Source organism: Serratia sp. NPDC087055 (assembly GCF_044900985.1).
Lineage (GTDB): Bacteria > Pseudomonadota > Gammaproteobacteria > Enterobacterales > Enterobacteriaceae > Serratia.
The window spans coordinates 2454879-2480251 of the sequence record NZ_JBJDOG010000001.1 but is presented as its reverse complement, the minus strand read 5'-3'; the positions used below and the strand labels follow the sequence as shown (position 1 = coordinate 2480251).

21 protein-coding genes, 5 tRNA genes and 1 other RNA gene are annotated in these 25373 nt (G+C 53.4%); 24 read left to right on the top strand and 3 right to left on the bottom strand.

Annotated elements, in window-relative coordinates; all coding sequences use genetic code 11:
* Positions 1-7: 7 nt before the first annotated feature.
* The 24 genes from ACI2J2_RS11780 (at position 8) to pnuC (ending at position 20239) form a co-directional block, all read left to right on the top strand.
* Entirely contained in the window at positions 8-724 is a 717-nt protein-coding gene (locus ACI2J2_RS11780) for a succinate dehydrogenase iron-sulfur subunit (RefSeq protein WP_209636262.1), read from the top strand.
* A gap of 261 nt (positions 725-985) precedes the next feature.
* Positions 986-3793 (top strand): 2-oxoglutarate dehydrogenase E1 component, encoded by a 2808-nt coding sequence (gene sucA / locus ACI2J2_RS11775; protein ID WP_265554873.1) that lies wholly within the window; start codon positions 986-988, stop codon positions 3791-3793.
* Positions 3794-3810: 17 nt separating this feature from the next.
* Positions 3811-5025 carry a 2-oxoglutarate dehydrogenase complex dihydrolipoyllysine-residue succinyltransferase gene (odhB, locus tag ACI2J2_RS11770; RefSeq protein WP_209636258.1) on the top strand — a complete coding sequence of 405 codons (1215 nt, stop codon included), beginning with the start codon at positions 3811-3813 and terminating at the stop codon, positions 5023-5025.
* A gap of 241 nt (positions 5026-5266) precedes the next feature.
* Positions 5267-6433, top strand: coding sequence for an ADP-forming succinate--CoA ligase subunit beta (gene sucC, locus ACI2J2_RS11765; RefSeq protein ID WP_012005704.1), 1167 nt, complete (start codon positions 5267-5269; stop codon positions 6431-6433).
* Positions 6433-7305, top strand: coding sequence for a succinate--CoA ligase subunit alpha (sucD, locus tag ACI2J2_RS11760; protein WP_209636256.1), 873 nt, complete (start codon positions 6433-6435; stop codon positions 7303-7305). Before sucC ends, sucD begins: the two co-directional genes overlap by 1 nt.
* Before the next feature lie 796 nt (positions 7306-8101).
* Complete coding sequence (gene cydA / locus ACI2J2_RS11755) at positions 8102-9670, top strand: cytochrome ubiquinol oxidase subunit I (RefSeq protein ID WP_209636254.1); 1569 nt, start codon at positions 8102-8104, stop codon at positions 9668-9670.
* Between the two features lie 14 nt (positions 9671-9684).
* Positions 9685-10824, top strand: a complete 1140-nt coding sequence (gene cydB / locus ACI2J2_RS11750; protein ID WP_404760151.1) for a cytochrome d ubiquinol oxidase subunit II — start codon at positions 9685-9687, stop codon at positions 10822-10824.
* 17 nt (positions 10825-10841) lie between these two features.
* Positions 10842-10955 (top strand): cytochrome bd-I oxidase subunit CydX, encoded by a 114-nt coding sequence (gene cydX, locus ACI2J2_RS11745; RefSeq protein ID WP_004949761.1) that lies wholly within the window; start codon positions 10842-10844, stop codon positions 10953-10955.
* Entirely contained in the window at positions 10955-11251 is a 297-nt protein-coding gene (gene ybgE / locus ACI2J2_RS11740; protein WP_265554335.1) for a cyd operon protein YbgE, read from the top strand. The genes cydX and ybgE overlap by 1 nt, the downstream gene beginning before the upstream one ends.
* Positions 11252-11381: 130 nt before the next feature.
* Positions 11382-11786, top strand: a complete 405-nt coding sequence (gene ybgC / locus ACI2J2_RS11735; RefSeq protein ID WP_012005710.1) for a tol-pal system-associated acyl-CoA thioesterase — start codon at positions 11382-11384, stop codon at positions 11784-11786.
* Positions 11783-12466: a Tol-Pal system protein TolQ gene (gene tolQ, locus ACI2J2_RS11730; RefSeq protein WP_209636248.1), complete on the top strand. Its 684-nt coding sequence runs from the start codon at positions 11783-11785 to the stop codon at positions 12464-12466. The genes ybgC and tolQ overlap by 4 nt, the downstream gene beginning before the upstream one ends.
* A gap of 12 nt (positions 12467-12478) precedes the next feature.
* Positions 12479-12907 (top strand): colicin uptake protein TolR, encoded by a 429-nt coding sequence (gene tolR, locus ACI2J2_RS11725; RefSeq protein WP_037418155.1) that lies wholly within the window; start codon positions 12479-12481, stop codon positions 12905-12907.
* Between the two features lie 81 nt (positions 12908-12988).
* Complete coding sequence (tolA, locus tag ACI2J2_RS11720) at positions 12989-14230, top strand: cell envelope integrity protein TolA (RefSeq protein ID WP_404760150.1); 1242 nt, start codon at positions 12989-12991, stop codon at positions 14228-14230.
* A gap of 133 nt (positions 14231-14363) precedes the next feature.
* On the top strand, positions 14364-15656 hold the full coding sequence (tolB, locus tag ACI2J2_RS11715) for a Tol-Pal system beta propeller repeat protein TolB (RefSeq protein ID WP_020825685.1): 1293 nt from the start codon (positions 14364-14366) through the stop codon (positions 15654-15656).
* Positions 15657-15700: 44 nt separating this feature from the next.
* Positions 15701-16210, top strand: a complete 510-nt coding sequence (gene pal / locus ACI2J2_RS11710; protein ID WP_037418161.1) for a peptidoglycan-associated lipoprotein Pal — start codon at positions 15701-15703, stop codon at positions 16208-16210.
* Between the two features lie 9 nt (positions 16211-16219).
* Positions 16220-17020: a cell division protein CpoB gene (gene cpoB, locus ACI2J2_RS11705; RefSeq protein WP_404760149.1), complete on the top strand. Its 801-nt coding sequence runs from the start codon at positions 16220-16222 to the stop codon at positions 17018-17020.
* 179 nt (positions 17021-17199) lie between these two features.
* Positions 17200-17275 (top strand) — tRNA-Lys (locus tag ACI2J2_RS11700).
* Between the two features lie 32 nt (positions 17276-17307).
* Positions 17308-17383: transfer RNA gene (locus ACI2J2_RS11695), tRNA-Val, on the top strand.
* Positions 17384-17390: 7 nt separating this feature from the next.
* Positions 17391-17466 (top strand) — tRNA-Lys (locus ACI2J2_RS11690).
* A 131-nt stretch (positions 17467-17597) separates the two neighbouring features.
* Positions 17598-17673, top strand: a tRNA-Lys gene (locus tag ACI2J2_RS11685).
* 55 nt (positions 17674-17728) lie between these two features.
* Positions 17729-17804: transfer RNA gene (locus ACI2J2_RS11680), tRNA-Lys, on the top strand.
* Positions 17805-17847: 43 nt separating this feature from the next.
* Positions 17848-17972, top strand: a non-coding RNA gene (locus tag ACI2J2_RS11675) — RtT sRNA.
* Positions 17973-18419: 447 nt separating this feature from the next.
* A complete protein-coding gene (gene nadA, locus ACI2J2_RS11670) occupies positions 18420-19481 on the top strand; it encodes a quinolinate synthase NadA (protein WP_404760148.1) in 1062 nt (353 codons plus the stop codon).
* Between the two features lie 32 nt (positions 19482-19513).
* On the top strand, positions 19514-20239 hold the full coding sequence (gene pnuC / locus ACI2J2_RS11665; protein ID WP_404760147.1) for a nicotinamide riboside transporter PnuC: 726 nt from the start codon (positions 19514-19516) through the stop codon (positions 20237-20239).
* Between the two features lie 49 nt (positions 20240-20288).
* On the opposite strand, the gene zitB is transcribed toward pnuC, so the two are convergent.
* The 3 genes from zitB to ACI2J2_RS11650 are packed head-to-tail and all read right to left on the bottom strand — an operon-like array spanning position 20289 to position 25065.
* Positions 20289-21251 (bottom strand): CDF family zinc transporter ZitB, encoded by a 963-nt coding sequence (zitB, locus tag ACI2J2_RS11660; protein WP_209636232.1) that lies wholly within the window; start codon positions 21249-21251, stop codon positions 20289-20291.
* Complete coding sequence (locus ACI2J2_RS11655; protein ID WP_404760146.1) at positions 21251-24463, bottom strand: ATP-binding protein; 3213 nt, start codon at positions 24461-24463, stop codon at positions 21251-21253. The genes zitB and ACI2J2_RS11655 overlap by 1 nt, the downstream gene beginning before the upstream one ends.
* Positions 24460-25065, bottom strand: a complete 606-nt coding sequence (locus ACI2J2_RS11650; protein WP_209636228.1) for a response regulator transcription factor — start codon at positions 25063-25065, stop codon at positions 24460-24462. The genes ACI2J2_RS11655 and ACI2J2_RS11650 overlap by 4 nt, the downstream gene beginning before the upstream one ends.
* Positions 25066-25373 lie beyond the last annotated feature (308 nt).

Below are 25373 nucleotides of genomic sequence, written 5' to 3'. Positions count from 1 at the left end.
TCGATTGATGAAACTCGAATTTTCAATTTATCGCTACAATCCGGATGTTGACGACGCTCCGCATATGCAGGACTACAGCCTGGAAGCGGAAGAAGGTCGCGACATGATGTTGCTGGATGCCTTGATCCAGCTGAAAGAGAAAGATCCGACCCTGTCGTTCCGCCGCTCTTGTCGTGAAGGGGTCTGTGGTTCCGATGGCCTCAACATGAACGGTAAAAACGGTCTGGCATGTATCACACCGGTCTCGTCGTTGCGTAAAGGCAATAACAAGATTGTGATTCGTCCGCTGCCAGGTTTGCCGGTCGTGCGCGATCTGGTCGTTGATATGGGTCAGTTCTATACCCAGTATGAGAAGATCAAGCCTTACCTGCAGAACGACGGCAAGAACCCACCGGCGCGTGAGCACCTGCAATCGCCGGAGCAACGCGCCAAGCTGGATGGTCTGTACGAGTGCATTCTGTGTGCATGTTGCTCGACGTCTTGCCCATCGTTCTGGTGGAACCCTGACAAATTCGTTGGCCCGGCTGGCCTGTTGGCGGCGTACCGCTTCCTGATCGACAGCCGTGATACGGAAACGGAAGAACGTTTAGACGATCTGGACGACGCTTTCAGTGTTTTCCGCTGCCATAGCATTATGAATTGTGTCAGTGTATGCCCTAAAGGCTTGAATCCGACGCGTGCTATCGGTCATATCAAGTCTATGTTGCTGCAACGCGGCGCATAAGTGGAATGAGATGCTGCGCCGGGCAGTTTCCGGCGCACATCGCAAAGGAGGGAGCCTCTAAAAACTGACCAGTGGCTGTGGCAGCATGCAGCCTGGTTCGCCCGCCGGTTTTTAGAGGTTCCTTGTAAGGGACCGCGAGGTCCATAGCAGAACGTACCGTAAAAGTACGTCGAGTGAACCGTTTCTACGGCAAACCGTATCCATCACGGTAATTATGTTAACCACGGCGAAAACTAAAGCTTCAAAGCTTAAGGGATCATGATGCAGAACGGCGCAATGAAGGCCTGGCTGGATTCCTCCTATCTGGCGGGCGCGAACCAGTCTTACATAGAACAGCTCTATGAAGACTTCTTAACCGATCCGGGCTCCGTTGAAGATAGCTGGCGTTCCATTTTTCAACAGCTACCAACCGCGGGTGTAAAACCCGATCAGCTTCACTCTCAAACGCGTGACTACTTCCGCCGCCTGGCGAAAGACTCTGCGCGTTATAACACCACCATCAACGATCCAGACACCGACGCCAAACAGGTCAAGGTACTGCAGCTGATTAACGCCTTCCGTTTCCGCGGACATCAGCATGCCAACCTCGATCCGCTCGGTCTATGGCAGCGGGAGCAAGTTCCTGACCTTGAGCCTGGCTACCATAACCTGACCGAAGCCGACTTCCAGGAAACCTTCAACGTGGGTTCTTTCGCCATCGGCAAAGAAACCATGAAATTGGGCGACCTGTATGCTGCGCTGAAGCAGACCTACTGCGGTTCGATCGGTGCTGAATACATGCACATCACCAATACCGAAGAGAAACGCTGGATCCAGCAGCGTATCGAATCGGTCGTGGGTCACGCCAGCTTTACCAACGACGAGAAACGCCGTTTCCTGAACGAGCTGACCGCTGCGGAAGGCCTGGAACGCTACCTGGGTGCCAAGTTCCCGGGTGCGAAGCGCTTCTCGCTGGAAGGCGGCGATGCGCTGGTGCCGATGCTGAAAGAGATGGTGCGTCACGCCGGTAAGAATGGCACGCGCGAAGTGGTATTGGGCATGGCCCACCGCGGCCGTCTGAACGTGCTGATCAACGTACTGGGTAAAAAACCTGCCGACCTGTTCGACGAGTTTGCCGGCAAGCATAAAGAACACCTCGGTACCGGTGACGTGAAATATCACCAAGGCTTCTCCTCCGACGTAGAAACCGAAGGCGGCATGGTTCACCTGGCGCTGGCGTTTAACCCGTCGCACCTGGAGATCGTCAGCCCAGTGGTTATGGGTTCTGTACGTGCTCGTCGTGACCGTCTGGATGAAGCGCGCAGCAATATGGTACTGCCAATCACTATCCACGGTGATGCGGCCATTACTGGCCAGGGCGTAGTTCAGGAAACGCTGAACATGTCTCAGGCTCGCGGCTATGAAGTGGGTGGTACGGTTCGTATCGTGATTAACAACCAGGTTGGTTTCACCACCTCCAACCCGTTGGATGCGCGTTCAACCGAATATTGTACCGATATTGCCAAGATGGTGCAGGCGCCGATCTTCCACGTGAATGCTGACGATCCTGAAGCGGTGGCCTTTGTTACCCGTCTGGCGTTGGATTTCCGTAACACCTTCAAACGTGACGTGATGATCGATCTGGTTTGCTACCGTCGCCACGGGCATAACGAGGCCGATGAGCCAAGTGCAACCCAGCCGGTGATGTACCAGAAGATCAAAAAACACCCTACGCCGCGCAAGCTTTATGCTGACGTGCTGACTGAACAAAAAGTCGCCACGCTGGAAGATGCCACGGAAATGGTCAACCTGTATCGTGATGCGCTCGACCGCGGTGACTGCGTGGTTGAAGAATGGCGTCCGATGAACCTGCACTCCTTTACCTGGTCGCCGTACCTCAACCACGAATGGGACGAAGAGTACCCAAGCAAAGTTGAAATGAAGCGCCTGCAGGAACTGGCCCGTCGCATCAGTACCGCGCCGGAAGCGATCGAAATGCAATCACGCGTAGCGAAAATCTACGGTGACCGCGCAGAGATGGCAGCAGGTAGTAAAGCGTTCGACTGGGGCGCAGCGGAAACGCTGGCTTACGCTACTTTGGTTGACGAAGGCATTCCAATCCGCCTTTCCGGTGAAGATGCCGGTCGCGGTACCTTCTTCCACCGTCATGCGGTGGTGCATAACCAGAAAAACGGTTCGGTCTACGTGCCGCTGGCCAATGTCCACAGCGGGCAGGGCGAGTTCAAAGTTTGGGACTCCGTACTGTCTGAAGAAGCCGTACTGGCGTTCGAATATGGCTATGCTACCGCAGAACCACGCACCTTGACGATTTGGGAAGCGCAGTTCGGTGACTTCGCTAACGGCGCTCAGGTGGTCATCGACCAGTTCATCAGTTCCGGCGAGCAGAAATGGGGCCGTATGTGTGGTCTGGTGATGCTGCTGCCGCACGGTTACGAAGGCCAGGGCCCAGAGCACTCATCTGCGCGTCTGGAACGTTACCTGCAGCTGTGTGCTGAGCAGAATATGCAGGTGTGTATCCCATCCACCCCGGCCCAGGTTTACCACATGCTGCGTCGTCAGGCGCTGCGCGGTATGCGCCGTCCGCTGGTGGTGATGTCACCGAAATCTCTGCTGCGTCACCCGCTGGCGACTTCTTCTCTGGATGAACTGGCTAACGGCACCTTCATGCCGGCGATTGGTGAGATCGACGATCTGGATCCGAAAGCGGTCAAACGCGTGGTGCTCTGCTCCGGTAAGGTCTATTACGATCTGCTGGAACAGCGTCGCAAAAACGACCAGAAAGACGTGGCCATCGTACGTATTGAGCAACTGTACCCGTTCCCGCATCAGGCCCTTCAGGCGGTGCTGGAGAAATATGCTCACGTGCATGATTTCGTCTGGTGTCAAGAAGAGCCGCTGAACCAGGGTGCCTGGTACTGTAGCCAACATAATTTCCGTGAAGTCGTGCCGTTCGGGGCTTCTTTACGTTACGCCGGACGTCCAGCCTCTGCCTCTCCGGCAGTCGGTTATATGTCCGTACACCAGAAGCAGCAGCAGGCTCTGGTTAATGACGCGCTGAATATTGATTAAAGATTAAGGGAAAGCAAATGAGTAGCGTAGATATTCTGGTTCCTGACCTTCCTGAATCGGTTGCAGATGCGACCGTAGCCACCTGGCACAAGAAACCAGGTGACAGCGTCCAGCGTGACGAAGTTCTGGTTGAAATCGAAACTGATAAAGTTGTGCTGGAAGTACCGGCCAGCGAAGCAGGGATCCTCGATGCGATCGTGGAAGAAGAGGGTGCAACCGTGCTTTCTCGCCAGATCCTCGGCCGTATTCGCCCGGGCAACAGTTCAGGCAAGCCGACCGAAGAGAAGAGCCAGGCTAAAGAAGCCACTCCAGCTCAGCGCGCAACCGCCAGCCTGGAAGAAGAAAGCAACGACGCACTCAGCCCGGCGATCCGCCGTCTGATTGCCGAGCACGATCTTGATGCTGCTGCCATCAAAGGTAGCGGTGTGGGTGGCCGTATCACCCGCGAAGATGTGGAAGCACACCTGGCTAACGGCAAGAAAGGCGATAAGCCAGCTGCCGTTGAGGCCGCTCCGCAGCCTGCTCTGAGCGGTCGCAGCGAGAAGCGTGTACCTATGACCCGTCTGCGCAAGCGCGTAGCCGAGCGCCTGTTGGAAGCGAAGAACAGCACTGCGATGCTGACGACCTTCAACGAAATCAACATGCAGCCGATCATGGACATGCGCAAGCAGTACGGCGAAGCCTTCGAAAAACGTCACGGTGTACGTCTGGGCTTCATGTCCTTCTACATCAAGGCCGTGGTTGAAGCGTTGAAACGCTTCCCTGAAGTGAATGCGTCTATCGACGGCACCGACGTGGTGTACCACAACTATTTCGATATCAGCATTGCAGTATCTACCCCACGTGGCCTGGTGACCCCAGTTCTGCGCGATGTAGACAGCATGAGCATGGCGGACATCGAGAAGAAAATCAAAGAACTGGCAGTCAAAGGCCGTGATGGCAAATTGACCGTGGAAGAGCTGACGGGCGGTAACTTCACCATTACCAACGGCGGCGTATTCGGTTCACTGATGTCTACCCCGATCATCAACCCACCGCAAAGCGCCATCTTGGGCATGCACGCCATTAAAGATCGCCCAATGGCGGTTAAAGGCCAGGTTGTGATTCAGCCAATGATGTATCTGGCACTGTCCTATGACCACCGCCTGATCGACGGTAAAGAATCCGTGGGTTACCTGGTGACGGTCAAAGAGATGCTGGAAGATCCGGCTCGTCTGCTGCTGGACGTTTAGTAACCCTGATGGGCGCGCGACCTTAAATAATTGAAGTTGTATCTCGGCGGCAACGGAACGAATCCCCAGGAACATAGCGAACTATGTGACTGGGGTGAGAGAAGGCAGCCAACAAAGATGCAGCTTCAAGTATGACGGGGACGCCGCGTCCACACTCTGTGCTATGTGGCCGATTAAAGTCATGCGGTTTTCCGCCAAAATGGCTCGGCTAAAACCTTCAGAACTGAATGGATAGAACATCATGAATTTACACGAATATCAGGCAAAACAGCTGTTTGCTCGGTATGGTATGCCGGCACCAACCGGTTATGCCTGTACCACACCGCGTGAAGCGGAAGAAGCCGCATCCAAAATCGGCTCCGGCCCGTGGGTGGTTAAATGTCAGGTTCATGCTGGCGGCCGCGGTAAAGCTGGCGGCGTTAAAGTCGTAAACAGCAAAGAAGATATCCGTGCTTTTGCTGAAGCCTGGCTGGGCAAACGTCTGGTGACTTACCAGACTGACGCGCTGGGTCAGCCGGTTCACCAGATCCTGGTAGAAGCCGCGACCGATATCGATAAAGAGCTGTACCTGGGTGCGGTAGTAGACCGTGCAAGCCGTCGCGTGGTGTTTATGGCCTCCACCGAAGGTGGCGTTGAGATCGAGAAAGTTGCGGAAGAAACGCCGGAACTGATCCACAAAATGACCATCGATCCATTGGCAGGCCCGCAGCCTTACCAGGGTCGTGAGTTGGCCTTCAAACTGGGCCTGACTGGCAAGCAAGTTGGCCAGTTCGCCAAGATCTTCATGGGTCTGGCGACCTTGTTCCTGGAGCGTGACCTGGCCATGGTTGAGATCAACCCGTTGGTCGTCACCAAGCAGGGCGATCTGATCTGCCTGGACGGTAAACTGGGCGCCGACGGCAACGCATTGTTCCGTCAGCCAGAGCTGCGTGAAATGCGTGACCTTTCTCAGGAAGATGAGCGTGAATCCCGTGCGGCTCAGTGGGAGCTGAACTACGTTGCTCTCGACGGCAACATCGGTTGCATGGTTAACGGCGCAGGCCTGGCGATGGGTACCATGGACATCGTTAAACTGCACGGCGGCGAACCTGCTAACTTCCTCGATGTGGGCGGCGGTGCAACCAAAGAGCGCGTGACCGAAGCATTCAAAATCATCCTGTCTGACGACAAGGTGAAAGCCGTTCTGGTTAACATTTTCGGTGGTATCGTGCGTTGCGACCTGATCGCCGACGGTATCATTGGCGCTGTAGCCGAAGTGGGCGTTAACGTCCCGGTGGTTGTGCGTCTGGAAGGGAATAACGCCGAGCTGGGCGCCAAGAAACTGGCGGACAGCGGTCTGAATATCATTGCTGCGACCAGCCTGACTGATGCGGCTCAGCAAGTTGTTGCGGCAGTGGGGAGCAAATAATGTCCATTTTAATCGATAAGAACACCAAAGTAATTTGCCAGGGCTTCACCGGTAGCCAGGGGACTTTCCACTCTGAGCAAGCTATCGCTTACGGCACCAAAATGGTCGGCGGCGTTACGCCGGGCAAAGGTGGCACTCAGCACCTGGGCCTGCCTGTATTTAACACTGTGCGTGAAGCCGTAGAAGCGACTGGCGCAACAGCGTCCGTGATCTACGTACCGGCGCCATTCTGCAAAGATTCCATTCTGGAAGCTATAGATGCAGGTATCAAACTGATCATCACCATCACCGAAGGTATCCCAACGCTGGATATGCTGACCGTGAAAGTGAAGCTGGACGAAGCCGGCGTGCGCATGATCGGCCCTAACTGCCCAGGTGTTATCACCCCAGGCGAGTGCAAAATCGGCATCATGCCTGGCCACATCCACCTGCCGGGTAAAGTGGGTATCGTTTCCCGCTCTGGTACCCTGACCTATGAAGCGGTGAAACAAACCACGGATACCGGTCTGGGTCAGTCTACCTGTGTGGGCATCGGTGGTGACCCGATCCCGGGCTCCAACTTCATCGATATCCTCAAGCTGTTCCAGGAAGATCCGCAGACCGAAGCGATCGTGATGATCGGTGAGATCGGTGGCAGCGCGGAAGAAGAAGCCGCCGCTTACATCAAAGACCACGTGACCAAGCCAGTGGTTGGCTATATCGCGGGTGTTACCGCGCCTAAAGGCAAGCGTATGGGCCATGCTGGTGCCATCATTGCCGGCGGTAAAGGCACTGCAGACGAGAAATTTGCGGCGCTGGAAGCGGCAGGGGTTAAAACCGTACGCAGCCTGGCTGATATCGGTGAGGCAGTAAAAGCGGTTCTGAATCGCTAATTAACCGGCTACAGTAGCCCATATTTAAGCAGGGCCAGACTTTTTGTCTGGCCCTGTTTTTTTTTGCCTGCCCTAGGCGGGAGCGTTAACCTATATCCCGTGTATCGGGCGTCAGGCACCTTTGGAGAGCCATTTCGTGGCGAAAAGAGGATAGGCGGCGGGTGTATATGCTGACTGTTTCAATCAATAAGTTTTCTTTTTTATTGCCAGAAATTATCAGAGCAAAAAAATAAGCTAAGCTTGTCCTGAGAGTAGGTTAATAAAAGCTAACATTAGTCACAGGCCAACTTCGATTTAAATACAAATAACCATTAAATATCACATCTATTTAACACAAAAGGCACGTAGATAGACTACGAAACCATTGTGTAACATAACCACAAGATAATTATGAGAAATTGTGAGCTGAATCTGGAAATAAAATGCAGATAGGCTTAAATTGTTTCAGATCAAATTACGTCTGAATACCTCTTTAGGCCAGAATTTGACCTGTAACCAAAAGTCTAACCCATATCACGTAAAAACCTATTTATTGTGTGGGATTGGGCGAGTATCATCCATGATGAAAATGGATGGTTGATCTTGTTGCATTTGTTACCCGTTGTCGGTTTTCAGTGGTGTGTTTAGTACATTGGCCGGTGTGGCCTGCGTCGAATGCATGGTTGAAAGCGGAGAAGCTGGATCAAATTTTTGTTGTGTTTAAGGGCATTCACTGCGGGGCGTTACCGGTAGCTTCACCCGAAGTCATATCGATAACCGCATGTCGGAGTCTTCCTGCGAGGAGCAAGGAGTCAAGATGTTTGATATTGTCGAACTGTCGCGCTTACAGTTTGCTTTAACGGCGATGTACCATTTCTTATTTGTCCCATTAACGCTAGGTATGGCGTTTTTGCTGGCAATTATGGAAACGGTATATGTACTGTCAGGCAAGCAAATCTATAAAGATATGACCAAATTCTGGGGCAAGTTATTTGCAATTAACTTTGCTCTGGGTGTGGCCACCGGTTTGACCATGGAGTTCCAGTTCGGGACTAACTGGTCATATTTCTCACATTACGTCGGTGATATTTTCGGTGCCCCTCTGGCCATCGAAGGTCTGATGGCGTTCTTCCTTGAATCGACGCTGGTTGGCCTGTTCTTCTTCGGCTGGGATCGTCTGGGCAAGGTGCAGCACATGGCCGTTACCTGGCTCGTTGCATTAGGCTCAAACTTCTCTGCGCTGTGGATCCTGGTTGCCAACGGTTGGATGCAGAACCCAATTGCCTCGGATTTCAACTTCGAAACCATGCGTATGGAGATGCTCAGCTTCTCCGAACTGGTACTCAACCCCGTTGCGCAAGTGAAGTTTGTACACACCGTGGCTGCCGGCTATACCTGTGGCGCGATGTTCGTTCTGGGTATCAGTTCTTACTACCTGCTGAAAGGCCGTGATACTGCCTTTGCCAAGCGCTCTTTCGCTATTGCTGCCAGCTTCGGCATGGCTGCCGTGCTGTCTGTTATCGTACTGGGTGATGAATCCGGTTACGAAATGGGCGACGTGCAGAAAACCAAACTGGCTGCCATTGAAGCCGAGTGGGACACTCAACCGGCTCCGGCTTCCTTTACCCTGTTCGGTATTCCGAATCAGGATAAAATGGAAAACTCCTACTCTATCCAAATTCCTTATGCGCTTGGCCTGATTGCCACCCGCTCAACAGATACCCAGGTCACCGGCCTGAAAGATCTGATGGCGCAGCATGAAGTCCGTATCCGCAACGGTATGAAAGCCTACCAGCTGCTGGAAGAGCTGCGCAGCGGCAATACCGACCCGGCAGTACGTGCTGAGTTCAATAAGGCCAAACAGGATTTGGGTTACGGTTTACTGCTGAAGCGTTATACCCAGAACGTCACCGACGCGACGGAAACGCAGATCCAACAGGCAACCAAAGACTCCATTCCACGCGTAGCACCACTGTACTTCGCCTTCCGTATCATGGTGGCCTGTGGCGTGCTGATGCTGTTGATCATCGGTCTGTCGTTCTGGAGCGTCCTTCGCGGCCGCATTGGCCAGAAGAAGTGGCTGCACCGTGCGGCGCTGTATGGCTTGCCATTACCTTGGATTGCGATCGAAGCCGGCTGGTTCGTGGCTGAATACGGTCGTCAGCCTTGGGCAATTGGTGAGGTGCTACCGACTGCGGTTGCGAACTCTTCACTGACTGCGGGCGACATTCTGTTCTCGATGGGGCTGATTTGCGGCTTGTACACCCTGTTCCTGGTGGCTGAAATGTACCTGATGTTCAAATTTGCACGTCTGGGTCCAAGCAGCCTGAAAACTGGCCGCTACCACTTTGAACAACCGACTGCCGCCGTGCAGGAAGCGCGCTAAACAGGAGTCCACGTATGTTTGATTATGAAGTACTGCGATTTATCTGGTGGGTCCTGATTGGCGTATTGCTGATCGGTTTCGCCGTCACCGACGGTTTCGACATGGGTGTCGGCATCCTGGTGCGCATTATCGGTAAAACCGATACTGAGCGCCGTGTGATGATCAACTCCATCGCACCGCACTGGGACGGTAACCAGGTGTGGCTGATCACTGCTGGTGGTGCGTTGTTTGCTGCCTGGCCAATGGTCTATGCAGCGGCGTTCTCCGGTTTCTATGTTGCTATGATCCTGGTGCTGTCTGCCTTGTTCTTCCGCCCGGTCGGTTTTGACTACCGTTCGAAGCTGGAAAGCAGCCGCTGGCGTAACATGTGGGACTGGGGCATCTTCATCGGCAGCTTCGTGCCGGCGGTGGTGTTCGGCGTGGCATTCGGTAACCTGCTACAGGGCGTACCTTTCCACATGGACGAATACATGCGTCTGTTCTACACCGGCAACTTCTTCCAACTGCTGAATCCGTTTGGCCTGTTGGCGGGTGTGATCAGTCTGACCATGCTGGTGACGCAGGGGGCAACTTACCTGCAGATGCGTACAACCGGTGAGATTCACCTGCGTGCTCGCGCTGCGGCGCAGATCTCCACGCTGGTGATGGCGGTATTCTTCCTGTTAGGCGGCATTTGGCTGGTAAAAGGCATCGATGGTTATGTGATTACCTCGGCGCTGGACACCATGGCAGAGTCTAACCCGATGCGCAAAGAAGTGGCTCATCAGGCCGGTGCCTGGTTGATCAACTTCAACAAGTACCCGCTGCTGTGGGCACTGCCTGCCTTGGGTGTGGTGCTGCCGTTGTTCACGGTTCTGTTCTCTCGCTTGTCGAAAGACGCGCTGGCGTTCGTGACGTCGTCATTGACCATTGCCTGTGTGATCCTGACCGCCGGGGTGACTATGTTCCCGTTCGTGATGCCATCAAGCACGGTGCCTAACATCAGCCTGACGATGTGGGATGCCACCTCCAGCCTGTTGACGCTGGAAGTGATGACCGTTGTCGCGGCGATCTTCGTGCCTATCGTTCTGGGGTACACCAGCTGGTCGTACTACAAAATGTTCGGCCGTCTCGACAAAAACTTCGTCGAGAACAACAAGCATTCGCTGTATTAAGGATAGGGAGCTAAACCATGTGGTATTTTGCCTGGATTCTCGGAACGCTTCTTGCCTGTGCCTTCGGCATCATCACGGCGCTGGCGCTTGAGCATCACGAAGATTCAAAAGCACAGCAAGACGGTAAGTAATGAGTTCGTCATTGACTGACAAGCTGTACGCTATCACTGATAAGGGCCCTATCAGGGCCCTTTCACTGGTGCTGGCGTTGATTTTGGCGGGCTGTATTTTCTGGGATCCGACCCGCTTTGCGGCGAAGACCAGCTCGCTGGAGATTTGGGAAGGCCTGCTGCTTATTTGGGCAGTGTGCGCCGGGGTGGTTCATGGCGTCGGGTTCCGACCGCAACGCACTTTGTGGCGTGCTTTTTTTGCGCCACTTCCGGCAATTGTGATCCTGGCCGCAGGATTACTTTACGTTTCTTTATAATCTCCGCTATACCCCCAAGTTATGGGCCATCGCGGCCCATAATTATTTTCGTTCCCATCTTGTAACCCATTCCCAACCCGATCTGTCTTGCGTATAGTAGCACCGTTAAATTGCATTGCTGGGAAGTAGAGTGAGTAATACGTTGTTTCGATGGCCGGTTCGCGTTTACTACGAAGATACCGATGCCAGTGGTGTGGTCTATCACGCCCGCTATGTGGCTTTTTTTGAAAGAGCGCGCACTGAGATGCTGCGTCATCATAACTTTCATCAACAGCAGCTGCTCAGTGAAAATGTCGCCTTCGCTGTCCGGCGCATGACGGTAGATTATCTGCTTCCCGCACGTCTTGATGACCAGCTGGAAGTTCAGAGTGAAATCACCTCGATGCGCGGGGCTTCTCTTACGTTTGCTCAACGTATTGTCAATTCTGACGGAACTCTTTTGAGTCAGGCCGATGTGTTGATTGCATGCATTGATCCACACCAAATGAAGCCGATAGCGCTTCCTAAGTCTATTGTCGCGGAGTTTAAGCAGTGAATGAGATGAACATCCTAGATTTATTCTTGAAGGCAAGCCTGCTGGTTAAGCTTATCATGTTGATTTTGATATGCTTCTCAGTGGCCTCCTGGGCGATCATCATTCAGCGCACCCGCATTTTGAATGCGGCTACGCGTGACGCCGAAGCCTTTGAAGACAAATTCTGGTCCGGTATTGAGCTTTCCCGTTTGTATCAGGAAAGCCAGGCACGTCGCGATAGCCTGACGGGTTCCGAACAAATTTTCCACTCTGGTTTCAAAGAGTTCGCGCGTTTACATCGTGCTAATAACCATGCGCCGGAATCGGTGATCGAAGGGGCGTCGCGTGCGATGCGTATCTCGATGAACCGCGAACTGGAAACGCTGGAAACCCACATTCCTTTCCTTGGCACCGTAGGTTCGATCAGTCCGTATATCGGCCTGTTCGGCACCGTGTGGGGGATTATGCATGCCTTTATCGCACTGGGTGCGGTTAAACAGGCCACGCTGCAAATGGTAGCGCCGGGTATCGCTGAAGCACTGATCGCAACGGCTATCGGTTTGTTCGCCGCTATTCCGGCTGTTATGGCCTATAACCGCCTCAACCAGCGCGTCAACAAGCTTGAGCAGAATTACGACAACTTTATGGAAGAGTTCACCGCTATTCTGCATCGTCAGGCCTTCTCCAGCGACAGCAAATAAGTAGGAGGTAGCATGGCGAGAGTTCGTGGACGTAATCGGCGCGAGCTGAAGTCCGAAATTAACATAGTTCCGTTGCTCGACGTGTTGCTGGTGCTGTTGCTGATCTTTATGGCAACGGCGCCGATTATCACGCAGAGTGTTGAGGTTGATCTGCCAGACGCCACCGATTCTAAAGCGGTGTCCAGTAGCGATAACCCGCCGGTAATCCTTGAGGTTTCCGGTGTGGGTCAATACACGTTAGTGGTAGATCACGATCGCATGGAGCTATTGCCGCCGGAGCAGGTTGCTGCCGAAGCCAAGTCGCGTTTAGCGGCTAACCCTAAAACGGTCTTTTTGATCGGTGGGGCAAAGGAAGTTCCGTATGATGAGATTATCAAGGCATTGAATATTCTCCATCAGGCGGGCGTCACTTCTGTAGGGCTGATGACCCAGCCGATCTGACCCTGAGGTCAGTGGCAACCCGGTTCCTGTGCTGCGGCGCAGGAACCCCGTATAAGCAACGCCAGTTTTTGGGAATCTATTTTGGTAAAGGCAACTGAGCAAAACGATAAGCTGAACCGCGCCGTTATTGTTTCGGTCGTTCTGCACTTTGTATTGATTGCCCTGCTGATTTGGGGATCGCTGCAAGAAAACGTCGAAATGAGTGCCGGCGGTGGCGGCGACGGTTCGGTCGTCGGTGCAGTGATGGTCGATCCCGGGGCAGTGGTGGAGCAGTACAACCGCCAACAACAGCAGAGTAACGACGCGCAGCGTGCTGAAAAGCAGCGCCAGAAAAAAGCGGAACAGCAGGCCGAAGAACTTCAGCAGAAGCAGGCGGCGGAACAGCAGCGCCTGAAAGAGCTGGAAAAAGAGCGTTTGAGCGCGCAGGAAAAAGCGGCCCAGGACGCCAAAGCGCAGGCTGAACAGCAAAAGCAGGCCGCAGAGCAACAAAAGCAGGCGGCTGAACAGCAAAAAGTGGCCGAGAACGCTGCGGCGAAAGCCAAAGAACAACAGAAAGTAGCGGAAGCGGCCGCTGCGAAGGCCAAGGCTGAAGCGGATAAAGTCGCTAAAGCGCAGGCGGACGCACAGAAGAAAGCCGAGTCTGAAGCCAAGAAAGAAGCCGCTGCTGCCGCAGCCGCCAAGAAACAGGCGGAAGAGGCGAAGAAAGCTGCTGCTGAGGTTGCAGAACAAAAAGCTGCCGAAGCCGCGGAGAAAAAGGCTGCTGCTGACGCCGAGAAGAAAGCGGCGGCAGAAGCCGAGAAGGCTGAGAAAAAAGCGGCCGCAGAAGCTGAGAAAAAAGCCGCTGCTGCCGAAAAGGCTGCTGCTGAGAAAGCCGCAGCCAAGAAAGCCGCAGATGCCAAGAAGAAAGCTGCTGCAGCCGCTGCACAGTCATCAGAAGTTGACGATTTGTTCGGTGGTCTGGCGGACGGCAAAAACGCGCCGAAAGGCGGCGGCAAGCAGAAGGGTGACGGCAAACCGGCGGGTCAAGGCAATGCCAAGACTGCGGGTGCCAGTGGTGCTGAAATCAACGGCTATTTGGGGCAGATTACTTCGGCCATTCAAAGCAAGTTTTACGACGCAGACTTGTATAAAGGACGTAAGTGTGACCTGCGGATCAAATTGGCACCGGACGGCCTGTTGATTGATGTTAAATCTGAAGGGGGTGATCCAGCACTGTGTCAGGCGGCAATAGCTGCTGCGAAACAGGCGAAGATCCCGAAACCGCCAAGTCAGGCAGTTTATGAGGTGTTTAAGAATGCTCCCCTTACGTTTAAGCCACAATAATGGTTGTTTTAGCTAAGTCATATCGCAGGGATGTACTAAGGTAACCAACAGGGATTATGTAGTTTTGTTTGCGTTGGTTTGTTAAAATTCTGCTAATTTATCGCAGGCATCCCGCCTGGATAAGGGAGATGAGATGAAGCAGGCATTTCGAGTAGCGTTAGGTTTTTTGATTCTGTGGGCGTCCGTTCTTCACGCGGAAGTTCGCATTGAAATCACCCAAGGGGTCGACTCTGCTCGTCCTATTGGTGTGGTGCCGTTTAAATGGGCGGGCCCAGGCACGCCTCCAGAAGATATTGGCAAGATTGTCGGCGCAGACCTGCGCAACAGCGGCAAATTCAACCCAATTGACGTGGCGCGTATGCCGCAGCAACCTACCACCGCGTCTGAAGTGACGCCGGCGGCATGGACTGCATTGGGCATTGACGCGGTCGTGGTCGGCCAGGTGCAACCTGGTGCAGACGGCGGCTACCTGATCTCTTATCAACTGGTGGACACCTCGGGTTCACCTGGCACCGTTCTGGCGCAGAACCAGTATAAAGTGACCAAGCAATGGTTGCGTTATTCTGCTCACACCGCCAGTGACGAAGTGTTTGAGAAGTTGACCGGTATTAAAGGTGCATTCCGTACCCGTATCGCTTACGTGGTGCAGACCAACGGCGGGAAATTCCCGTACGAGCTGCGCGTCGCGGATTACGACGGCTACAACCAGTTTGTGGTACACCGTTCACCGGAACCACTGATGTCCCCAGCCTGGTCGCCGGACGGCAGCAAGCTGGCGTACGTGACCTTTGAGAGCGGCCGTTCAGCGTTGGTTGTGCAGACGCTGGCTAACGGTGCTATCCGTCAGATCGCTTCGTTCCCGCGTCACAACGGTGCACCTGCGTTCTCACCGGACGGCAGCCGACTGGCTTTTGCGCTGTCTAAAAGCGGCAGCCTGAACCTGTACGTGATGAACCTTGGCTCTGGCCAAATCACCCAAATCACCGACGGGCGCAGCAACAATACCGAACCGACCTGGTTCCCGGATGGCCAGTCTCTGGCTTATACCTCCGATCAGGGCGGCCGGCCACAGATTTATAAAGTCAGTGCCAGTGGCGGTGCGTCACAGCGTCTGACATGGGAAGGCTCTCAGAACCAGGATTCTGAAGTCAGCTCTGATGGTAAATTCCTGGTGATGGTGAGCTCCAACAATGGTGCTCAGCATATCGCCAAACAAGATCTCGGATCGGGCGCCGTTCAAGTTTTAACCGGCACCTTCCTGGACGAAACGCCTAGTATTGCGCCAAATGGCACCATGGTGATCTATAGCTCCACGCAAGGTATGGGCTCCGTGTTGCAACTGGTATCGACTGATGGGCGTTTCAAAGCGCGTCTTCCGGCAACTGATGGACAGGTCAAATTCCCTGCCTGGTCGCCGTATCTGTGATGCATGTGTAAATATGTATGGCAAACTATAAAAGGATTAAAGAAATGCAACTGAACAAAGTGCTGAAAGGGCTTCTGCTGGCACTGCCAGTTCTGGCTGTAGCGGCTTGTAGTTCTAACAAAAGCGCAAACAACGACCAATCTGGTATGGGCGCTGGCACTGGTACAGAAAATGGCAGCAGCAACCTGTCTTCTGAAGAACAAGCTCGTCTGCAGATGCAAGAACTGCAGAAGAACAACATTGTTTACTTCGGCCTGGACAAGTATGACGTGAGCTCTGAGTTCGCTCAGATGCTGGACGCGCACGCTGCATTCCTGCGTAACAACCCGTCTTACAAAGTGACCGTAGAAGGTCATGCGGATGAGCGCGGCACGCCGGAATACAACATTGCCCTGGGTGAGCGTCGTGCTAACTCAGTGAAAATGTACCTGCAAGGTAAAGGCGTTTCTGCTGACCAGATCTCTATCGTTTCTTACGGTAAAGAAAAACCAGCAGTACTGGGCCACGACGAAGCGGCTTATGCTAAAAACCGTCGTGCAGTTCTGGTTTACTAAGAGAATCGCATGAACAGTAACTTCAGACGTCACTTGTTGAGTCTGTCGTTACTGGTTGGCGTAGCGGTCCCATGGGCCGCTACTGCCCAAGCGCCAATCAGTAATGTCGGCTCCGGCTCGGTCGAAGACCGTGTCACCTCACTTGAGCGCATCAGCAATGCTCAGGGCCAGCTTTTAAACCAACTCCAGCAACAACTCTCTGACAACCAGCGTGATATTGACTCTCTCCGCGGGCAAATCCAGGAAAACCAATATCAACTGAATCAGGTTGTTGAACGCCAAAAGCAGATCTATCAACAAATGGATAGCATCAGCCAGGGCGGCGCTCAGGGCTCTGCTGCCGCAGCAGGTGCCGCGGGTGGGGCAGCAGCGGCTGCATCTTCCGATGGCGCTGAGAGCGCGTCTGCGGGCGCTACAGCTGCAGCATCCGCCAGCTCGGGCGATGAAAACAGTGACTACAATGCCGCTGTTTCATTGGCGCTGGAAAAAAAGCAGTATGACCAGGCAATTTCCGCTTTTCAGACCTTCGTAAAACAGTACCCAAAATCGACTTACCAGCCTAATGCCAACTATTGGCTGGGCCAGTTGTTTTACAACAAGGGTAAGAAAGATGATGCGGCCTACTATTACGCGGTCGTGGTGAAGAATTACGGAAAATCACCAAAGGCACCGGACGCAATGTACAAGGTGGGTATCATCATGCAGGAAAAAGGGCAGGCTGATAAAGCCAAAGCCGTGTTCCAGCAGGTGATTAAACAATACCCAACCAGTGCTGCGGCCAAACAGGCGAAAAGTCGCGTCGCCGGTTAGCAAGCAAAAAAAATGAGCCCAGAAGTTAGTCGATTTGACCGATTTCTGGGCTCATTCGTGTGAAGAACAAGCAGTTGAACCACTTGTTCGAAAATTTAAGTTGCGCTGCCAAGATAAATTAGTAATATATGCCGCCGTTGCCAAGACATCTTGCAAGATGTTAAAGCAGCAAGGAAATTGGGTCGTTAGCTCAGTTGGTAGAGCAGTTGACTTTTAATCAATTGGTCGCAGGTTCGAATCCCGCACGACCCACCAATTTCTGAAGTAGTAGCAGTAACCACACTAGTGGGTGATTAGCTCAGTTGGTAGAGCATCTCCTTTACACGGAGGGGGTCGGCGGTTCGAGCCCGTCATCACCCACCACTGCTGTGGGCCGTTAGCTCAGTTGGTAGAGCAGTTGACTTTTAATCAATTGGTCGCAGGTTCGAATCCCGCACGGCCCACCATTTTCAGATTGGTAGAGATGTGAAACAGAAGGTCCAAATCGAGTTTTTCGAATTGTCCCCCACCCCGCATCGTTTTTCCGCAATACAGTCTTAGCGTCTGTATTGGTTGTTCAGCAGTAAACCACGTCAGTGGGCCGTTAGCTCAGTTGGTAGAGCAGTTGACTTTTAATCAATTGGTCGCAGGTTCGAATCCCGCACGGCCCACCATTATTGCAGCGAGTCCTTCTCCTGCTTGCGCGGTTCAGCAGTAAACCACATCAGTGGGTCGTTAGCTCAGTTGGTAGAGCAGTTGACTTTTAATCAATTGGTCGCAGGTTCGAATCCCGCACGACCCACCATTTCTCAAAGTACTTCAGCACTTTTCCCAAACTCGAATATCGCATAACGCACGAATCGTGTGGGTGAGACCCTGCGTTCAGGTTCGAGCATCGCGCAGCGATACGACAACGCGTAGCGTTGCCCGAAGGGTGAGGCCAACGGCCGAATCAATCCCGCTCGACCCACCATTTCTCAAAGTACTTCAGCACTTTTCCCAAACTCGAATATCGCATAACGCACGAATCCTGTGGTGAGACAAAAGCATATACGCTTTTGAACAGCGCTTGCGCTGGCCCGAAGGGCGAGTCTCTGAAAGAGACGAGTAACCTGCGTTCAGGTTCGAGCATCGCGCAGCGATACGACAACGCGCAGCGTTGCCCGAAGGGTGAGGCCAAAGGCTGAATCAATCCCGCCCCTTTGAGCTGATTAATCCCTTTTAGACCCCCGCACGGCCCTCTTTTGAACTTCATTATCCCAACATTTTTAATGTATTAAACACAATTAGCGTAAACGCAAAAATATCAGCGGACTTTTCGCGCGATTTTAGGTATTTTGTTTAGTATATAAAACGAATAGGTTGTGGTAGGGGGAGTACCCTTGCAGCAGACACCCAGCCTAGCACAGAGATTGTAGCGATGAGTGAAATGTTTGATGTGAACGCGGCGGTGTATCCGTTCCCGCCTAAACCCGTGCCGCTGGATGTTGCGCAGAAGGCATTTTATCGCGAGAAAATTAAAACGCTGCTCAAGCAACGTAATGCGGTGATGGTAGCCCATTATTATACCGATCCGGAAATCCAGGCGTTGGCTGAAGAAACGGGCGGCTGCGTGGCGGATTCGCTGGAGATGGCACGATTCGGCAGCAATCACCCGGCGTCGACTCTGCTGGTTGCCGGCGTCCGTTTTATGGGGGAAACCGCCAAGATCCTCAGCCCGGAAAAGCAGGTGCTGATGCCGACGTTACATGCGGAATGCTCATTGGATCTTGGCTGCCCGGAAGAAGAGTTCAATGCCTTTTGTGATAGCCATCCGGATCGTACCGTGGTGGTCTACGCTAATACCTCCGCGGCGGTAAAAGCACGTGCCGACTGGGTCGTGACGTCCAGTATTGCTGTTGAATTAATTGAGCATCTCGACAGCCTGGGTGAAAAAATCATCTGGGCACCGGATCGCCATCTGGGTAACTATGTGCAAAAGCAGACGGGTGCCGATGTTCTTTGCTGGCAGGGCGCTTGTATCGTCCATGACGAGTTTAAAACCCAGGCCTTGATGCGTATGAAGGCCTTGTACCCAGACGCAGCGATACTGGTGCATCCAGAGTCGCCTCAGGCAGTGGTTGATCTGGCAGATGCGGTGGGTTCAACCAGCCAATTGATTCAGGCGGCACAAACGCTGCCTAATCCGCAGCTGATTGTCGCCACCGACCGCGGTATTTTCTATAAGATGCAACAAGCCTGTCCGGACAAAGAATTATTCGAAGCGCCTACTGCCGGTGAAGGCGCCACTTGCCGAAGCTGCGCACACTGTCCGTGGATGGCGATGAATGGCCTGAAGGCCATCGCTGATGGGTTGGAGCAAGGTGGCGCACCGCATGAGATACACGTCGACGCTTCGCTACGCCAGAAGGCCCTGATCCCACTGAACCGGATGCTGGATTTCGCTGCGCAATTAAAAATGCAGGTAAAAGGGAACGCCTGAGGGCAGATTAACCGCTTAATAAGGATGATAAAATGAGCTTTTTCAGTACCAGCAATATTTTGGTGCATATTCCGTTGGGGGCCGGAGGCTACGATCTTTCTTGGATTGAGGCCATTGGCACCCTGTTCGGTTTGCTGTGCATTTGGTATGCCAGCAAAGAGAAGATTATCAACTACCTGTTTGGTTTGATTAACGTGACGTTGTTTGCGGTGATCTTCTTCCAAATTCAGCTCTACGCCAGCCTGCTGCTGCAGCTCTTCTTCTTTGTTGCCAATATCTACGGTTGGTACGCCTGGAGCCGTCAGACTCAGGATAACCAGGCTGAATTGAAAATCCGTTGGTTGTCATTGCCGAAAGCGCTGGCCTGGGCTGCGGTGTGTGTTATCGGCATTGCCTTGATGACGTTCAATATTGACCCTGTGTTTGCCGGGCTGACGCAGATTGCGGTCGCGGTGATGCAGGGCTTGGGCCTGAGCGTGCAAATGCCGCAGTTGCAACCGGATGCCTTCCCGTTCTGGGACTCAACCATGATGGTGTTGTCAATCGTGGCGATGATTTTGATGACCCGCAAATACGTGGAGAACTGGCTGTTGTGGGTGGTGATCGACGTGATCAGCGTAGCGATTTTCGCCTACCAGGGAGTTTATGCCATGGCGCTGGAATACGTGATTCTGACGCTGATTGCGCTGAACGGCTCTTGGCTATGGATCAAGAGCGCGAGCAGTAACCAATCGCGGCCTTTATCTTCCGCCTCATAATCTTCCACATATAAATTGTTAGGGCACCTTATTAGGTGCCCTACGTGTTTTAGTGATGATGCCCCAGGTGAGAATGTGAGCCGGAATGTGAGTGGTCACTTGGCTCGGGCGCGCGGTTAATTCCGCAGTCGGGCGTATCACAATGCCGGTATTCCATCTGAATGGTGACATGGCCAATCCGGTAGTGCTCCAGTAGGTAAGCCTGGATGCGATACAGCAGGCCATCGTGATCGTTTGGCGGTATCACCTGCGCATGCAGTGTCATGAGCTTCTGCTCACCAATTTGCCAGACGTGCACATGATGGATGTTACGTACTTCCGGAATATTCAGGCACAGGTCTTTTTGCAACTTGTTGATATCCACCTCCTGCGGTGTACCTTCCAACAGCTCGTGGAAGCTTTCTTTCAACAGCCGCCAAGCGCTGCGTATGACCAGGCAGGAGACCAACACCGAGAGTATTGGGTCGATTGGCGTCCAGCCGGTGGTCAATATCACAATGGCGGCCGCAATGGCACCCACGGATCCCAGTAAATCCCCCAGCACGTGCAATGCAGCGGCGCGTACATTGATATTCTTCTCTTCACTGCCACGGTGTAGCAGCCAGAAGGCGAACAGGTTAGCCAGCAGCCCCGCTATGGCGATAATCAGCATTGGCGTACCCATCACTGGCTGTGGTTCGAAGAAACGTCGTATGGCCTCCCACAGGATGAATACAACAATCACCAGCAACGCGGCTGCGTTGAGGAAAGCCGCCAGAGTGGTCAGGCGCAGATAACCAAAAGTGTGGCGTGCATTGGGTTTACGTTGCGAGAAGTGCACCGCCATTAGCGCGACCAACAGCGCTGCGGCGTCGGTGAGCATGTGGCCGGCATCTGCCAGCAGTGCCAGTGAACCGGAAATTAACCCACCGGCGACTTCGGCGACCATAAATACCGCAGTGACTAAAAAAGCGGTCAGTAGGCGTTTACTATTACTGTCTTTTGGCTGGTGTACATGTGGGGCGTCCGACATTATTCATCCTTATGCATAGCGAAATACGACTTGTCAGTGCTGACCAGACCCGCCAGTTCTATCAGTATCTGTTCCACTAACACACTTAATTCAGTATAGGCGGCCTGATTTAATGTTCCTTCACGGCCACTTTCTACCAGGTGCTGGCACAGGTTTGCTGCTGCCGGCAGTTGCAGCATCAACAGGCTGCCCTTAATACGATGTGCGCTTTGCCCCAATGCTGATAAATCTTGGCTCTGCAGCGCCTTTTCAAGCCGTTGTCGGTCTTGCTGTAACGTTGCCAGCAGTGTTGTCGCCAGACGTTGGAGCATCGCGTGATCATTACCCGCCATCTCGATCAGAGTCTGTTGTAGGTCAGTGAGGACTAACTGTTGCTCTGTCACCTGCGGCTGCTGCGGTAATACTTGAGCGATAGCCGACAGCGAAATAGGTTTGGTTAAAAACCGATCGATCGCCACCCGTCCTGATGGGATGCGAGTAAATTCCTGCACATCTGCCGAGCACAGAATAATTTGGCAGGCGGGAAGGTGGTGGCGTTGTTCGTCCCGGCGTATCAATCGTGCCAGTGTCAGGCCGTCCGGGCGCGGCATATTGTAATCAATAAACAGCAGGTCAAACGGATGCTGGCGGTGGGCTTTCAGCAGTGTATAGCCCTGTTCGAACAGGGTTGGTCGTAGCCCGAAGTGGCGTAATTGCCGCTCCATCAGCAACAGATTGGTGGGATGATCGTCGATCAGTGCCACGCGTAGGGTTGGCGACGGTAAATTGAACGGTTTGTCAGCCGGGTGGGTTGCCCGATCAGCCGCGATCGGAGTCACTGGCACCCTAACATAAACCTGGGTGCCCACGCTGGGTTGTGAATGTAGCGCAATATGGCCACCCATTTGCTCGACGATTTCCTTGCAGATAGACAGACCCAGCCCGGTACCCTGCACGGATACGCGCTGTGCACTGCGCGCGCGGTAAAAGGGTTGGAACAGCTTGTCTATCTCGTCGGCGGCGATACCACAGCCGCTGTCGGCCACCGTCAGGCACAGGTCCCCCTGAGGCGCGGCGGACGCGTGCCAATCGATATTCACCTGAATAGTGCCGCGGGGGGTGAATTTAATCGCATTATTTATCAGATTGTTAGCTACCTGAAGTAAACGCTCACCATCAACAAGAACGGCGGTGGGTAGGTTGTCGGCCGCATTCACACTGAATCTCACCGGGCGTTCGCCAATCAGTGGTTGATACAGGGCGCTGATGTGGTCAATCCAGGGGCGCAGCGTCACAGCTTTGGGCACTAATGTCAGCGAGCCGGTTTCCAACCTTGCGTGATCCTGCAAGTCATTGAGTAAGTTGAGTAACGATGACGCTGAGCTGTAAATGACCGGTAATCCCTCAGGGGCTGGCTGGCGCTTTAGCTCCAGCTCCAGCAAGCCGAGAATAGCGTGCATTGGCGTGCGCAGTTCATGGCTGACGGTAGCCAGAAATTTGCTTTTCATGCGATTTTCCGCTTCAGCATGTCGGCGTGCCTGCTCGAGCACTTCACGCTCGCGCTTTTCTCGTCGTTGAAGCACAAAGCGGCGAAGTGTCAGCCCCAGCAACAGCAAGATTGCTGCTGCCAGCAGCGCTAAAAGCCAGGTAGTTTGTGGCTGCATACGGTTTTCGTTCACGGCATCAATCAAGTTGCTGCGATCGACAATCCATTCATCGCGTAATGATTGCAGCGTTTCTGACGGGATCTGCATCAGATTTTTATCGAGGATAGCTAACAGCAACGGCTGATCCTGACGTACACCGAAGGCCACTGGGTAGGCAATGTTATTGGCGGCAAACGCCAGTTTTATCGCACCAGAATAGCGTGACAGGGCGACAAAGTTTGCTGAGATCACATTATCTACCAGCGCATCTATTTGGCCGTTGGCCAACGCGTCATACAGGGTTTTGCTGTCGGTAAAACGGATCAGCTCTTCATCGGGGGGAACAAGCCCTTGAGCCAGGTCCCCCTGCAACACCCCGATACGCTTGCCGGCCAGATCGCTCCAGGTGGAAATGCCGTTGGTGTGTTGGCCAATGTAAACCCCCCACAGCGAGCGGTGGATTGGCATGCTGGCGCTGTAGCGCGCTTTAACGCCACGGGCTAATGGCAGTGCCGTTCGGAAACTGGCCTGACCGGATTGCACCAGTTGGTCCGCCTCCTCGGCATTACGTGCCCAAAGCGGCATAAAGCGCAGCCCGGTGTTCTGCGCAATGATATTCAAAATGTCGATTGCGTAGCCGCGCGGCTGCCCACCGGCACCGCGGTAGGCGAACGGAAAGTTATTCTCAATGGCGGCGTAATAAACGGTAGGGTGGGTTCCCACCCAACTTTTTTCCATTTGGGTCAGATCGGCGTTGCCAGTGTCGAGATAGCTGGGGATTTTTTTGCTCCAGCGGCTTTGAATGGCATTCATAAACTCCATCGGGGTATCGGCGATGGCAATATTGAGAGTGTCTATCAGTTGCGGGTTGCCGGCGGCAAAGACGAACGACAAATTCCCGAGATTAACGGTACTTTCGATCTGATAAAGCTGCCCGAGCTGCAATTGGTCAATAATAAAGCTGGCGCTGGCTTCGTCAGCAATAAAGTAGTCGCTGCTGCCGTTCAGTAAGGCATATACCGCCTGCAAGTTATTGTCATAACGCTGTACGTGAGGGGAGATCGCTTTCAACGCGTTACCGGCCTGCATATCGGTTAAGGTACTGATCGCCACCCGTGCATTGGCGGAATTGAGCATCACCTGACGGTCATTACTGCGATCTCGCAGTACACGTAAGTTACTGACGTAATAAGGCTGAGAGACTTTCAGATTATGCAGCGCTTCGTTTTGCGGAATGCCGTACACCAGATCGATAGTGCCGTTATGTAATGCCTGCTCAAGGCGTGCCAGATCGGTAAAGCCGTAGATTTGAAAGTGGATGCCTGTGACCTGCTGAATGTAACCGAGGTAGTCGGCGTTCAGGCCGTACAAATCGTCATCCACAATGATGTTATAGGGGCTGGTGTTTTCACTGATGATCCCGATGCGCAGGCTGGCGTCGCGCCAGGGGTTTTTCTCACTGGCGATCAGCATATCGGGAGGGATACTCAGGTTGCTGACCAGTTGGTAGCGCACCGGTTGCCCCGCTTGCGCGGTTTTACCTAAACACAACAGCAGGGCTAACAACAATAGAACGCCACGCATCATGGCGTTAGCTCTTTAAATACCGCTACCAGTTCCAGCAGGTTGCTGGCACCGGTTTTGCGCAAAATATTCTTCTTGTGGGTGCTGACGGTTTTGTTACTGATGCTCAGCATGTCGGCAATTTGCAGATTAGACAGTCCCTTGCTGAGTAATCCGAGAACCTGCAGCTCTTTTGGGGTCAGCAGCGCCCCTTCCACTGACTGAGTTTCTTCTGCCATTGCCGTGTCGGGAAAGCTCAGGGCACCATCGAGTACAGTTTCAATCGCTTGCACCAGCTGTTCGAGTCGGCTGCCCTTATGGACAAACCCATTGGCACCTGCTGCATAGGCCATACGGGCATAAATGTCTTCTTCCTGTGCGGTATAGATCAAGACCGGTTGCTGTGGATAGCGACGACGGATTTTTTTCAACAGCTGCAGGCCATCTACCTGCGGCAGGCCAATATCGAGGATCACCAACGAAAAATCGCGAATGGCCAGTTGGCTCAGCGCCTGGACATCGTCTTGTACCGCCTGCAGGTGATACGGGCGGGACGATTTGATTAGCGCCGCTTCCAGTGCGACATGAACCACCGGGTGGTCATCAACTAATAACAGAGAGGGCATGGTTTGGCTCGAGTAACTGTATCCTGGTTGTTAGCATAACGAAAAAGGAGCCACTACGCTCCCCTGATGAAACAGCACAATCTACTGTTAATTTGGCCGTTCATTCTGCGGGCGGCAAAGGTGATTTACAGCGCTACCCTCACAGGCTAAATTGATGGGATCTATACCCGTCGCCTTTCAAGTTGCAGCGTTGTTACCTGCACTCACTCACCTCAGTGACTTACTTAAGTAAGCGCCTGGGGATGAGTGAACTGGGTGCCTAGCTGCAACTTGAAATTCATAGGGTATGCGTTTTGTGAAATACCGCC

Excerpts from the sequence above, each read along its gene's own strand:
- ACI2J2_RS11780 (WP_209636262.1), top strand. The coding sequence starts at position 8 with ATGAAACTCGAATTTTCAATTTATCGCTACAATCCGGATGTTGACGAC.
- sucA (WP_265554873.1), top strand. The coding sequence starts at position 986 with ATGCAGAACGGCGCAATGAAGGCCTGGCTGGATTCCTCCTATCTGGCG.
- odhB (WP_209636258.1), top strand. The coding sequence starts at position 3,811 with ATGAGTAGCGTAGATATTCTGGTTCCTGACCTTCCTGAATCGGTTGCA.
- sucC (WP_012005704.1), top strand. The coding sequence starts at position 5,267 with ATGAATTTACACGAATATCAGGCAAAACAGCTGTTTGCTCGGTATGGT.
- sucD (WP_209636256.1), top strand. The coding sequence starts at position 6,433 with ATGTCCATTTTAATCGATAAGAACACCAAAGTAATTTGCCAGGGCTTC.
- cydA (WP_209636254.1), top strand. The coding sequence starts at position 8,102 with ATGTTTGATATTGTCGAACTGTCGCGCTTACAGTTTGCTTTAACGGCG.
- cydB (WP_404760151.1), top strand. The coding sequence starts at position 9,685 with ATGTTTGATTATGAAGTACTGCGATTTATCTGGTGGGTCCTGATTGGC.
- cydX (WP_004949761.1), top strand. The coding sequence starts at position 10,842 with ATGTGGTATTTTGCCTGGATTCTCGGAACGCTTCTTGCCTGTGCCTTC.
- ybgE (WP_265554335.1), top strand. The coding sequence starts at position 10,955 with ATGAGTTCGTCATTGACTGACAAGCTGTACGCTATCACTGATAAGGGC.
- tolR (WP_037418155.1), top strand. The coding sequence starts at position 12,479 with ATGGCGAGAGTTCGTGGACGTAATCGGCGCGAGCTGAAGTCCGAAATT.
- tolB (WP_020825685.1), top strand. The coding sequence starts at position 14,364 with ATGAAGCAGGCATTTCGAGTAGCGTTAGGTTTTTTGATTCTGTGGGCG.
- pal (WP_037418161.1), top strand. The coding sequence starts at position 15,701 with ATGCAACTGAACAAAGTGCTGAAAGGGCTTCTGCTGGCACTGCCAGTT.
- cpoB (WP_404760149.1), top strand. The coding sequence starts at position 16,220 with ATGAACAGTAACTTCAGACGTCACTTGTTGAGTCTGTCGTTACTGGTT.
- nadA (WP_404760148.1), top strand. The coding sequence starts at position 18,420 with ATGAGTGAAATGTTTGATGTGAACGCGGCGGTGTATCCGTTCCCGCCT.
- pnuC (WP_404760147.1), top strand. The coding sequence starts at position 19,514 with ATGAGCTTTTTCAGTACCAGCAATATTTTGGTGCATATTCCGTTGGGG.
- zitB (WP_209636232.1), bottom strand. The coding sequence starts at position 21,251 with ATGTCGGACGCCCCACATGTACACCAGCCAAAAGACAGTAATAGTAAA.
- ACI2J2_RS11655 (WP_404760146.1), bottom strand. The coding sequence starts at position 24,463 with ATGATGCGTGGCGTTCTATTGTTGTTAGCCCTGCTGTTGTGTTTAGGT.
- ACI2J2_RS11650 (WP_209636228.1), bottom strand. The coding sequence starts at position 25,065 with ATGCCCTCTCTGTTATTAGTTGATGACCACCCGGTGGTTCATGTCGCA.